We start from the raw sequence: 12,383 nt of genomic DNA, 5'->3' as shown, positions 1-12,383 counted from the left end.
TCAGTAGTTAAAAGAGTTTTTTTCCTGACTATTAATCTGATTATTATCCAAATTTCATACCTGATTTTACTAATAGCAGTTAAGACATAAATAGATGGCAAAAATCATCATTAACTGGAAAATATTTTGAGTAGTCAGCAGTCAGTAGTCAGTAGTTAAAAGAGTTTTTTTCCTGACTATTAATCTGATTATTATCCAAATTTGATACCTGATTTTACCAATACCATAATTATTAATTAAATACATTGGTTAAAAGCCTCCCCCCATGGGGAAAAAAGCGGTCGTTTAGCTAGCGCACAACTTTCCTAAGGTCATGCAAGCAAACGTTAACAGCTCCTCCCTGAGATAAAAAGCGGAACTTTCTGAAGTATGCTATATCAAATCGACTAAGAGAAAAGTGCTAGGATATTTCCTTATATTCAATTCCCTTGCGGTTTTCCTTGAGGTAATTATCCATTATCCATTATCCATTATCCATTAATGAAATTTAGCCTCAATAATTTTGTTCAGTCTAACGTTAAAGTTTATAGTTTTGCTTGGGGTTTAGAACTATTCACAGTAGAATTTTTAAGCTTAGTAAATAAATCCGTAATTAGTTTAGCCATCGCCAATATTGCATTAGGATTATTTGTGCAAATTTTAGGAGACTGGTTACAACGAAAAGTAGGTATTAATAATCTGCCTAAATGTTGGCAAACAATACCATTACTCTATGGTATTTTAGGTGCTTTATTCCGTGTAAATATTTTCGATAGCTGGACAGGTTTAACTTCCTTAGCTTTATCATTTATATTCATTGGTGTAGGTAGAAGACAAGCCAAATTAAAACCAATATTATACTTAGGTATTCTCGGAATATCTTTTGCTGCTGCCGAACTACTTTTCTATCAAATTTATTCTCTCCCATTAGGAGAAAAATTAGTTGCTTATGCCAGCCTTGGTACAACTATCACTTATAGTTATCGCTTATTATCTCCCTGGTTATTAGACTACTTAAAACTCACAGCAACAGAAATTAAAAATATTGCCAATATACATTGGGCAGTGAGTAGCTTTCTTTTACTTTTATTAGCAGGATATAATCTGAAATCTCATCCAATATTAGGATTAACTACAGCTATACTTTTAACTCGCTATGCAATTATGCAAGCAAAAAATAACTCCAATTTGCAGCAAGCAGAAATCTGGATTTATCTAGGTGTTTTAGAAGGATATGCCGTTACTATTTATATAATTAATTTACTCTCCATCACAGAATTTTTACTATCTTGGCTAGGTGCAATAGCGGCAATAATTTCCTACTTTATCTATATATTACCCTGGGAAAATTGGGGATGGCAGCTCAAACCTTGGCGACGAGTCGCTGTCATTTTGCCAATAGTAACTATATTTATTACTAATTTAAGATTAGACTTTGCTCCACCTTGGTATTGGTATGTTTCAATTTTAATAACTGCTGGATTTTATATTGTTATTTCCAAGGTAAATCAACAAATTCGATTAACTTATATTAGTGTAGCTTTAATTAATTATGCTTTGATAATTTGGCTAAATAATTTAGAAGCATCAATTCAGACATTAGTTTACGTTACTCCCATCGGATTATCATTACTTTATGTAGCTAAAGTTGATCCGATACTTAAATTACCTCAAAACAGAAATATTCGTCATAACTTACGACTGTTTGGCAGTGGGATAATTTGTTTTGTCGCTTTATTAGAAAATCAATGGACTGGTTTACTTCCAGGAATCATTAGTATTATTGCAATTTTTGCTGGATTAGGATTACAAACTAGAGCGTTTCTGTATGTCGGAACAGTAACATTTATAATCAACGTTTTTAATCAATTAATTGTGCTGAATTCTATCTATTCTTTTTTCAAATGGATAATAGGTTTAATAGTAGGAGTTGCTTTTATTTGGATAGCTGCCAGTTTTGAAACTCGACGAGAACAAATTAATAATTTATTGCAAAATTGGATAGAAGAATTAGAAAATTGGGAATAATTAGGAATTGCTGATTAAATCTAAAAGTATTGACAGATAAACGTATTAGCCTTTTTAGGTCTGTAAAAACTATAAGGTTTTTGTTCTAAAAAGCTCAAAAAGTGAGGATTTTAGGCTGACGCTCTTGCTGAAAAATCAAGGGATAATTATCCCTCCTGACTCCTGACTCTTACCCCTACTCTAAAGACTTTTTCAGCAAACCCTAATTAGGCTAATCTTAGTTATGATTCAACCGATATTCCTCACCATTAGAGACCTATGAATTTTATTTGATAGACTTATCAATTTTTTTTGCAATTTGCTCTAATTATTCCCCAATTTCCTTCTTCTGTTTATCAACAAAATCCAAATAGTTTTTACCAAAAAATGAGGGTATGCGCCTCCCCTTTTAAGGGGATGAAAAAATATTTAACTCAGTATTTCAAGCCTCCGACTAAGGTCTGAGGTTCACTGATAACTGTTTCGCTGCGCGACATGAAAAGCGCAGCTCCTCCGCAGGAGGCTAACTGAAATGACCCCTACTCTAAAGACTTTTTCAGCAAACCCTAATTAGGCTAATCTTGGTTATAATTCAACCGATATTCCTCACCATTAGAGACCTATGAATTTTATTTGATAGACTTATCAATTTTTTTTGCAATTTGCTCTAATTATTCCTCAATTTCCTTCTTCTGTTTATCAACAAAATCCAAATATTTTTTACCTTTCTCTGTGATTGAGAAGTGTTTACGCAAATTTAGATCTCTAGTGTTCTTATTCTTAAAAACTGAGTCACTATTATGTTCTTCAATAAGACCTCTATTTCTTAGTCTTTCTAATAAATATTGTTCATTAGGAAAACCAAAATTATAACTATCCTCTATATCACCTTTGATTTTTTTTAAGGTTTTATACTCGAATGCATCTAAGACCATTGCAATATTGAGTAGACTCACCTCATTTTCAATATTTTTTACTTTCTGTTTTATGTTTGACAATTCGGCATTTAATCCATCTTTTGTGATAGAGAATAAACTTAAATATTCAATGCGAAGCATCAGGACAATTAGTGCTGCAATTACTGTAATAGCCACAAGCAATTCTACTGATACATCGCTTGTCAATAGCTTGACTATAAATGTGATTTCAATTGTAGCAAGAAGAAGAAAAATTATCCACCACCTATTTGAATATTTTTCGTTTCATTTTGGTTTTTTTCAGACATCTTTTTACAACAAAAAATAAGTTTTCAGTCTAACTTAGAATCTAGGAGTATCTTGAGTATAATATTGTACTAATATATAAGTAATAATTGAACCATTAACCTAAAATCCTAAAACCTAAAACCTAAAACCTAAAACTTTCCTCAAAACTCGACTCTTGGACATTCCACAATTTATATTGAAAGAAAATCTGAAAATGACCAAATCGAAAATCTAAAATTGTAATGCCTAACTCAAGCACCCAGGTTCAACCACCTCTAGAATTTATCTCACCCAACTTCAAGCCCCTAGTACGGCAAGGCACTAAACTAATGTTACCTTGGTGGCTGAAGTTCCAGATATCCATCGCTGATATACAAGTAGACAACCTAGAAACCCTAGCCCAACAATATCAAAGTTTCCACCAAGGCAAAACCCGTTTCCTCATGGCATTCCGTCATCCTACCGCCGACGACCCATTTTGCATGGGATATATGATTTGGTATCTATTGCCCAAACTAGCCAAACAACAAGGAATAAACCTCCCATCTCTTCTTCACTATCACTTTCTTTTTGACCGAGGTATTCCTTTATGGGCAGGTGATTATATAGGTAAGTGGTATTCTTATCTGGGAGGAAGTTCAATTCACCGTGGAAAACTAGACCGTCAGGGACTAAAATCAGCTCGTGAATTATTTGCTAATGCTAGTTTACCAATGATGGCCGCTCCAGAAGGAGCCACTAATGGTCATAATGAAAAAGTTAGTACCTTAGAACCTGGTGTTGCCCAAATGGGATTTTGGTGTGTTGAGGATATATCTAAGGCAGATCGTTCAGAAGAAGTATTTATTGTGCCAGTGGGTATTCAATATAAATACTTAGATGAACCTTGGAAAAATGTGGAGAAACTTTTAACTAAACTAGAAAAAGATAGTGGTTTGTCTCCAGGGATAGAAAATATTTCTAACCAGGAAAAATTAGCACCTTCTAAACTGTATCAAAGACTTTTGAGATTAGGGGGTCATTTACTAGGAAAAATGGAAGATTTTTATCGACAATTCTATCAACGAGAGTTGCCTGAATTAACTCAAAAAAGTTCTTCCCAAGAATCTCTAACAGATGACCAAATTAATGAAGATATAAATACTCGCCTCAATACTCTTCTCAATGCTGCTCTAGAAGTTGCAGAAGAATATTTTCATATTCATCCTAAAGGTAATTTTATAGATCGTTGTCGTCGTCTTGAACAAGCAGGATGGGATTGTATTTATAGAGAAGATATTGAAAATTTGGCGACTCTTTCTCCTGTAGATAGAGGTTTGGCAAATAGACTTGCCCAAGAAGCTAGTCTGCGAATGTGGCACATGAGATTAGTAGAAAGTTTTGTGGCAGTTAGTGGTAAATATGTTAAGGAAAAGCCTACAGTAGACAGATTTGCTGATACAACTTTGTTAATATGGGATATGATTAATCGGATAAAGGGTGGTAATGCCTTAAAACGTCCCAGGTTAGGAAAACAAAGGGTGCAAATGACGGTGGGACAACCGATTTCTGTTTCTCAACGGTGGGAAGCTTACCAAACTAAACGTCGTACAGCAATATCAGACCTAACTCAAGATTTGCAAAATTCCCTTGAGGGAATGATTCAATAAACATTGAGATACTCCCAACGTTGTGCTTAGGAGACACAGCGGGATTCTTCAACTAGATATTTGAGTTGCAGTTTATACAGAGGTGATATCCTCCCTGTGTTTTTTATTATAGCAAAAGAATCAGGTATACTGTTTCTCAAGTTAGTGATACCAATTCACTTTAGAGATGTCACAAATAGTTTCCAACTTTAAATATCAAATAATTGCCAGAAACTATTATCCGATCGAGGTTTTTAGTGGATTAAATCTAACTTCTGACTTCTGACTTCTGACTTCAGTGAAACGGTATGAGGTACACTTTTTTGTTTTCTTTTCTGTTCCCTGTTCCCGGTTAAGTGTTCCCTAAAACCTATAATTTCTTACTACATCACCAGTATAAGAATTGCTGTATAGTTACTGATAGAATTTGACAAGAACTAAATTTTTTTTATTACTAACAAATCTATGACTACATCTGCTGATTTACTTAAAACCAAGTTACTGACTATTGTTACCCAAGAAATGTTAACTCCCTTAACTTCTGTTATGGGAATGGCAAGTGTTTTGAACCAGGAAATCTATGGATCTCTGACAGACAAACAAAGAGAATATGTAGAAGTCATCAATGAGAGAAGTCGATATTTGCGATCGCTCGTTGAAGAAATTGTTGCCTTAGCAAAACTAGACGAATCTGGCCAAAATGTAGAAAAAACTCCTGTTGACGTGAAAAACCTCTGTCAGCAAATAGTTAGAAACTTAGAACCAGAAAGAGTTTATCGTCAGGTTGAATTACATATATTAGGTGGAGGTGGCGATCATAAAATTGGTTTGTTTGATAAAGAAATTTTAGAACAGACACTATACAACTTAATTTACAGCGTAATTCAATCTGCTGGTTCAGGAAGTGAAGTAAAACTTCATTTGTCTGAAAAAAAAGAAGAACTGAATGTGGCAGTGTGGGTTTCTCATCCCCTTCTTGGAGATAATCTTCCTCATAGTCAACTCTACTCCCAAAAGTTATCTACAATTGAACAAAAGAGTAAATCTAGCTTAACCCTAAATAGATTACAGCTAACAGTTGCAGAACTCAAAGAAATGATTTTTGAGCAAATGCCAAAACAAGGGGAAAATGTTAATACAAACCCCACCCGCGATCTATTAGCACTGCTGTTCAGTTGTCAGTTAGCAGAACAACAGGGCGGGTCTTTATGGATTCAAGGTTCTGCTGAATCAGGGTATCGATATATTTTAGCTCTCCCACTCTCTAAGTAGGGTTTGGGGAGATGGGGAGTGTGGGGAGTGTGGGGAGTACAAAGTCTCCAAGATAGGCAAGCTGCATTAGACATCTCCAGAAAAGAAGAACTAGGGAGTAGGGACGATTTCGTTTCCTGCGGAATGCTGCGCAAACCGAATGCTGTCCCAAATGCGTAATTAGGAGCATGACCTAGGAAATCGCCCGTAGGAGAATAGGGGGAAATAATTGATTATTTCTGTACTATAATTGATTTTATTTTGGATTATTGGAGAAGTCTATTAATAAAAACAGGATTTACGCATAACCGCCATATCTAGTAGGGGGTGATTGGCCAATCGCCCCTACAGATGGTGTATAATTCGATATTTTTCGTAAGTCCTGAAAAACTGACTTTCCCCCCACACTTCCCACACTTCCTATACTGTATTATTATTATAATTCCTGTTGGTATCATAAAATGAACTCAGTTTGGCAAAAATTAACACTTACAAATCTCTCATTATCTGACTCTCAATGGCTTAATGCTAGCTATCTCTATGGTTTAGTTAATGGTTCCCTCCATAACTGGCGAAGGGGGAGTTGGTTAATGCAATGGGGGGAACCCCTTGGTTTTGTATTACTGGCAATTGTATTTAGTCTAGCTCCTTTTGTAAATACTGCTCTCATTGGTTTCTTATTACTTGCTAGCGCTGCTTTTTGGGTATTGCTGACAGTCTCGGATAACACCCAGGAACATTTAACTCCCATTCATCTACTAATATTACTTTACTGGGGTATTGCTACATTGGCAATGGTTGTTTCCCCAGCAAAGACTGCTGCTTTTAGCGGGTGGGTGAAATTAACTCTTTATTTATTATTGTTTGCTTTAGGGTCGCTAGTATTACGATCGCCTAAACTCCGCTCTTGGTTAATCAGTGTTTATTTATTGGTTTCCCTAATTGTTAGTTTCTACGGTATCCGACAATGGATAGACCAAGTTGAACCCCTCGCTACCTGGAATGATCCTAACTCCGCCCAAGCTAATGTAACTCGTGTCTATAGTTACTTAGGAAATCCTAATTTATTAGGTGGATATTTATTACCTGCTATTGCTTTGAGTTTTGTGGCAATTTTTGCTTGGCGTAGTTGGGCACAAAAATCTCTGGCAGTGACAATATTAGTAGTCAACTGTGCTTGTTTGCGTTATACAGGTAGTCGAGGTAGTTGGATTGGGTTTATAGCTGTGATGTTTGCTATGTTAATTTTAATGTGGTATTGGTGGAGTATCTATATGCCTAGATTTTGGCAAACTTGGTCTCTACCAATAGCTGTGGGCAGTTTGGGAGGGTTGTTAATTTTGGCGGTGGTGTTATTAGAGCCTTTACGCAATCGTGTTTTGAGTATTTTTGCAGGTCGTCAAGATAGCAGTAATAATTTTCGGATCAATGTTTGGATGTCTGTATTTGATATGATTCGCGATCGCCCAATCTTAGGTATTGGACCGGGTAATGATGTGTTTAATAAAATTTATCCCCTTTATCAGAGACCGCGTTACAGTGCTTTGAGTTCTTATTCTGTACCTTTAGAAATAGTTGTAGAAACTGGTTTTATAGGTTTGACTGCTTTTTTGTGGTTACTGTTAGTGACTTTTAATCAAGGTGTGTTGCAATTGAAACGTTTGCGAGATGCTAGTAATAATCAAGGATATTGGTTAATTGGGGCAATGGCAGCAATGGTAGGATTGATGGGTCATGGTTTAGTGGATACGGTTTGGTATCGTCCCCAAATTAATACTCTTTGGTGGTTGATGGTAGCTATTATTGCTAGTTATTATGGCAGGGAACAATTAACAATTAATAATTAACAATGGCTTTGTTGCATGAAAGTATATAGCTGTCGCACAAGCAAGTGCATATGTAGAATAATAACGTGCGGAAACTACTCTAACTATTGGACAATAGATGAATAGAACATCAATAATTGCCAAAGAGAGCGATATAGCTGCAGAATTGATTTTCTATCGCTAATATCATGTCCGGATAAGAGCGTGATAGAACTCCGTTCCGCTTACGCGACCAAAAAACTTTCTCATGCATATACTTTTTTTATCCCCTCTTCCCTCCTGACTCCTGACTCCTGACTCCTCCCTTTTTATTTATAACTATTCAACCGGACATGATATAATTATGCAACAGAGCCATTAACAATTAATAATTACCTCCTCTTCTTAAAAAGAGGAGGATTGGTTCAGCGGACATGATATAATTGGTCATTGCGACCATAGGAAGCAATCTCAAGCCACCCCTGAGATTGCTTTCCTTACGGAATGCTGCGCAAACCTTCCACCCCGTTCCAGTCGTAATGACTACAACAATATCATCTCTGGTTGAATGGTTATAATTACAGTGCTTTTCAGATGGATAAACCACATCGTCATAATCAAAACTCTGTAGGAGCGTTAACGTTTGCGGAGCATTCCGATAGGAAAGTTGTGCGTAGCTAATGGCCATTCGCCCCTACTGTGGTCTACTTAAATAGTGATACCAACGGACATGATATTATTCATTTAAGTAGCGATAGTGCTACGCACCGCTACGCGATCGCGCAATGTTTGACGAACTGCCATTAAAATTAGTCCTAATTTATTTTTACCTGTACCATCTTTGCCACAACCCCAATAATAATCACTAGGAGAATTCTCTACAATTAACTCATCATCTGTTGACAGTAGAATTTCACGAATATCGGCATGAGTTTCAAATTTTTTCAATACACCTCGTTCCATAATATCATCTTTGACTTTTTCCCAATCTGTTCGCAGTGGATATTTCCTACTGCGCCCCATTTTTGCTGCTTCCGTTCTACTAAACTTACCCAAACTTACCCATGAGTGATTACATGAGCTTTGGAGCTAGCTTCCTGTTTCACTGAAGACCACTGACCGCAGTCTGTGTACGGACGTTGCATGCAACGTCCCTTCTTCTCCACAGGCTTCAAATCGGTGAGAACTGCACCTACTCCCAAACATAGTTTTCTAGGTTAACAGCAGCATTAAAGTCTCTGTCAGCAGTAAATCCACAGTCAGCACAATTATAAGTTCTCTCATGCAAAGGCATTTTCTGTTGATGCCCACAGTTTGAACATATTTGAGAACTTGGATAAAATCTATCAGCTATTATTAGCTCACTGCCATACCACTCACACTTGTATATAAGCTGACGCTTAAACTCATAAAAGCCACAATCTGCTATAGCACTTGCCAGTTTATGATTTTTGAGCATTCCACTTACGTTCAAATCTTCTATCACTATGGTGCTGTGGTTCAAAGCTCGCCCATGTTGTCAGTTTATGTAGTGCATCTGCTCTTATATCAGCTACTGCTTGGTGCGCGTTCCCTTGCGCCGTGCGACGGCGCGGGGTCGCATCCGCTTTTTTGTGAGTCTTGGCTAGTTTTTTTACTGCTTTGGCTTGTGTTTTTGCTACCAGGCTCTTTTTTCTGGACACGCCGTTGATAACGAGTTAGTCGTTTTTTGGCTTGTTTATAGGCTTTGACCTTAGGGTAGGTGGTTCCATCGCTACAAGTTGCTAGGGCATTTATACCTACATCTACACCGATAATAGCCCGTTTTTTAGTCAGAGGTTTGGGCTGACATTCATCATACTTAAAACTAATGTACCACTCACCAGCCCGCTTGGATATTCTCACATTTTTGACTCTGTAAGAGGGTAAGATACAGTAAGTTTTTACTATTCCTATTCTTGGTAGTTTAATATAGTTTCCTTTCAGGATCTTAATACTTCCTTCTAGATAGAAACTATCTTTTTTCCCTTTTTTCTTGAATCTAGGGAATCCACGTCCTTGAATAGTTAAAAAGTTTTTAAATGCCCTGTCTAAGTCTCTTAAAGCTTGCTGGGGGGCACACTTTGATACTTCGTATGAGCTATGGAGGCATAATACTCCCGGCGAGATTTGAACTCACAACCCCTTGCTTGTAAGGCAAATGCTCTACCATTGAGCTACAGGAGTATGAAAGCGAGTGGTGAGACTCGAACTCACTCACTGAGTGTGGCGCACTCAAATGCTACCAATTACATCACACTCGCATATTTCAAAGCGGATAATGGGGGTCGAACTCATACCTAGAGTTTGGAAGACTCAAATGCTAACCTTTACACTACATCCGCAAATTTGGTTGGCTGTGTAGGATTTGAACCTACGCACTTCCGCTTAAGAGGCGGCTGCTCTACCAACTGAGCTAACAACCCTAGTATTAATGGGTCGCCAGAGACTTGAACTCTGAACCTTCCGCTTAAAAGGCGGCTACTCTAACCATTGAGTTAGCGACCCAAAGTTTCAAGGGAGTATAATTAAAAAAATGTTCCTAAACTCTCCCCATTTCAAAGCCTCGACGGGACTTGCACCATCCCAATATCTTATCAAGAGTCTTAATGAGCAACGGACACAAGGTATGTAAACAATAGTTTTACAGGAATTTACTCAATATCTACTCACACAATGGCCATTTTTAAAGTATAACCGTCTATGTTGACTGGTAACATGAGTAAATTTCCCTTTTGTTAAAGGTGGATAGAAAGATAGGTGATGGCAGCGTTGTTAGTTAGTTAGGATGTTTCAAGATATATTATAAATTTATAATATAAAAATACAATATAAATTTCTACACACAAACACATAGTTTATTTAATTGATTTTTTTTTCAAGGCCATTAGAATCTCTCACTCGTAGACAGCTTCCCAGAGCAATTCTGAGTTGCAGTTCCAAGCTTTTTTATCAGATTAATGGGATATCTGAATGCTTTACCAGTTAGCTCATTAATTGCCTGGATAGTGCTTCCTATTATCTTTCCTAATTTAAGCCTTTCTTCATTGCCGTCCAACTTAATCATATCTCCTATTTGCAAGGGAGCTTCAGTTTGTCCATCCTTAATGGCAACACAGTCAATTCTTTTTGCGACAAAAAATTGGTGAGACCGAAACCCTTTAACTATTCTCTCATTATCATCATCTCCTATGCCTACTAGGGTTACTTTTAATTTCTTTCCATCATCAGGTCTTGTCCAAAGGAGCGTAAGCGTCTTTTCTCTCTCAGGTTTATCTGACTGTATCTCGACTTCCTGTCTGGCTAAAGATAGAGACGGCGATCGCTCTTGTCTAAACTTGGATTCGCTTTTCTCGCCTAAGAAATCAGACTTTACTTCTTCAAAAAACTCACAATTATATTTCCGGAATAGTTCTCCGGACTTGCTGTCTAGGCAAGGTTCCAATAAGGGGTAGAGCATGACTTCCCTGATGATTTTGCCTTCATGGTCGGTTTCAGAGTAACAAAGTTTATCCTCTACCCCATATTGCCTTAGCCTGCTACCGTCCTTTAGCCTGACCTGTTTGGGCTTAGATAAGACTAGACCTATTAATCCTAAGACTTTGCCTATGTACTTAACATCGTCTAATTTCCCTCTTTTGGGTAAGTGACGGCACTTTTCAGCTTCTGATATGAATTCCTTAACTTCGGGACTACCTTTGCTCAGGTTTTTGTTACCTTCTATGAGATGAAAAGGTAAAGATTTCAGTTCCGACACTAGAGCGTAAGTTAGGTCAGTATCGTCTATCGTTAAGCCGTGGTTTAGCGTGTAGGCTGTATTTTTATCCCTAAGAAGTGAGTTTAAATCCGGGTTTTCAAACAGATATCTAGTCCATGCCTTTTCCTTCAAACCTGGACTATCAAAAGTAACCGCCTTAATAAACTCCACGCCCCATTCTGTCGAATCCTCTATTCCAGGAAATTGATTCTTGATTCTGTACCTTCTTAGTTCTGCCATTTGTTTAGGAGTCTTTATCTCTCTTCTGTTTGCGTTTTCATACTCCTGTTTATCTAAGTCTTTTGCCTCAAAAATGGCGTGAGATTTCTCTATTTTGATAGCCTCCGATTGCTTCCAAGTTTTCACCTTGTCATCGTCTATTTCTGTAGCTTCCGGTTCAACTACTTCGTACCCTCTAGTCTTAAGCTCATGCTCCAACAAGTCGGCAAAACTATGTTTCTCCAACAGTTTTACCTCTTTACATTCACCTGAATACTTAGAAAAAGGGGATAGCTGCTCTGTGTTTAAGGCATAGTCGAGTTCACGCTTCATTAGACGGCCGATACCTTTATCCTCAACTCCATAACGACATCTAAGTCTTGATGATTGCTCAAGCCTTTCTATTATACGTTTCACCTTTTCTCTAGCTAAATCCTCTTTGCTCTCCCCTGTGTTTCTTGCTCTTATAAGCAAACAAATGTACCGGACAGTTTGCGTCCCTCACCCTGTGCAT

Annotated in this window: 8 protein-coding genes, 4 tRNA genes and 1 pseudogene; 4 read left to right on the top strand and 9 right to left on the bottom strand. The window is 37.3% G+C overall.

Going from position 1 to position 12,383, the window contains the following annotated elements:
• The first annotated feature begins 480 nt into the window (after positions 1–480).
• A complete protein-coding gene (locus ACP6PK_RS30690) occupies positions 481–2,007 on the top strand; it encodes a hypothetical protein (protein ID WP_426565439.1) in 1,527 nt (508 codons plus the stop codon).
• 650 nt (positions 2,008–2,657) lie between these two features.
• On the opposite strand, the gene ACP6PK_RS30685 is transcribed toward ACP6PK_RS30690, so the two are convergent.
• Positions 2,658–3,110, bottom strand: coding sequence for a hypothetical protein (locus ACP6PK_RS30685; protein ID WP_426565437.1), 453 nt, complete (start codon positions 3,108–3,110; stop codon positions 2,658–2,660).
• 323 nt (positions 3,111–3,433) lie between these two features.
• On the opposite strand from ACP6PK_RS30685, the gene ACP6PK_RS30680 reads away from it, so the two are divergent.
• From ACP6PK_RS30680 to ACP6PK_RS30670, 3 genes are all read left to right on the top strand, one after another.
• Positions 3,434–4,840 carry a lysophospholipid acyltransferase family protein gene (locus ACP6PK_RS30680; protein ID WP_426565435.1) on the top strand — a complete coding sequence of 469 codons (1,407 nt, stop codon included), beginning with the start codon at positions 3,434–3,436 and terminating at the stop codon, positions 4,838–4,840.
• A 444-nt stretch (positions 4,841–5,284) separates the two neighbouring features.
• Positions 5,285–6,091: a sensor histidine kinase gene (locus tag ACP6PK_RS30675; protein ID WP_094674897.1), complete on the top strand. Its 807-nt coding sequence runs from the start codon at positions 5,285–5,287 to the stop codon at positions 6,089–6,091.
• 440 nt (positions 6,092–6,531) lie between these two features.
• Positions 6,532–7,917, top strand: coding sequence for an IctB family putative bicarbonate transporter (locus ACP6PK_RS30670; protein WP_426565433.1), 1,386 nt, complete (start codon positions 6,532–6,534; stop codon positions 7,915–7,917).
• 702 nt (positions 7,918–8,619) lie between these two features.
• Here ACP6PK_RS30670 and ACP6PK_RS30665 read toward each other — a convergent pair.
• The 8 genes and pseudogenes from ACP6PK_RS30665 to ACP6PK_RS30630 all read right to left on the bottom strand — a co-directional run.
• Positions 8,620–8,910: pseudogene (locus tag ACP6PK_RS30665) on the bottom strand (NADAR family protein); the annotation flags it as partial.
• Between the two features lie 157 nt (positions 8,911–9,067).
• Positions 9,068–9,379: an RNA-guided endonuclease InsQ/TnpB family protein gene (locus tag ACP6PK_RS30660; RefSeq protein WP_426565431.1), complete on the bottom strand. Its 312-nt coding sequence runs from the start codon at positions 9,377–9,379 to the stop codon at positions 9,068–9,070.
• Between the two features lie 44 nt (positions 9,380–9,423).
• Complete coding sequence (locus ACP6PK_RS30655) at positions 9,424–10,023, bottom strand: RNA-guided endonuclease InsQ/TnpB family protein (protein WP_426565486.1); 600 nt, start codon at positions 10,021–10,023, stop codon at positions 9,424–9,426.
• Positions 10,009–10,080: transfer RNA gene (locus tag ACP6PK_RS30650), tRNA-Val, on the bottom strand. Before ACP6PK_RS30650 ends, ACP6PK_RS30655 begins: the two co-directional genes overlap by 15 nt.
• A gap of 5 nt (positions 10,081–10,085) precedes the next feature.
• Positions 10,086–10,157 (bottom strand) — tRNA-Gly (locus ACP6PK_RS30645).
• A 9-nt stretch (positions 10,158–10,166) separates the two neighbouring features.
• Positions 10,167–10,238, bottom strand: a tRNA-Gly gene (locus ACP6PK_RS30640).
• Positions 10,239–10,328: 90 nt separating this feature from the next.
• Positions 10,329–10,401: transfer RNA gene (locus tag ACP6PK_RS30635), tRNA-Lys, on the bottom strand.
• A 379-nt stretch (positions 10,402–10,780) separates the two neighbouring features.
• Complete coding sequence (locus tag ACP6PK_RS30630) at positions 10,781–12,343, bottom strand: hypothetical protein (protein ID WP_426565429.1); 1,563 nt, start codon at positions 12,341–12,343, stop codon at positions 10,781–10,783.
• Positions 12,344–12,383 lie beyond the last annotated feature (40 nt).

It is taken from the genome of Dapis hubbardiae BLCC-M172, from assembly GCF_050016015.1.
Lineage (GTDB): Bacteria > Cyanobacteriota > Cyanobacteriia > Cyanobacteriales > Microcoleaceae > Trichodesmium.
The sequence above is the reverse complement of the archived record's forward strand: the minus strand, read 5'-3'. Positions and strand labels throughout refer to the sequence as shown.

Coding starts and splice junctions, on each gene's coding strand:
- ACP6PK_RS30690 (WP_426565439.1), top strand. CDS start 481: ATGAAATTTAGCCTCAATAATTTTGTTCAGTCTAACGTTAAAGTTTAT.
- ACP6PK_RS30680 (WP_426565435.1), top strand. CDS start 3,434: ATGCCTAACTCAAGCACCCAGGTTCAACCACCTCTAGAATTTATCTCA.
- ACP6PK_RS30675 (WP_094674897.1), top strand. CDS start 5,285: ATGACTACATCTGCTGATTTACTTAAAACCAAGTTACTGACTATTGTT.
- ACP6PK_RS30670 (WP_426565433.1), top strand. CDS start 6,532: ATGAACTCAGTTTGGCAAAAATTAACACTTACAAATCTCTCATTATCT.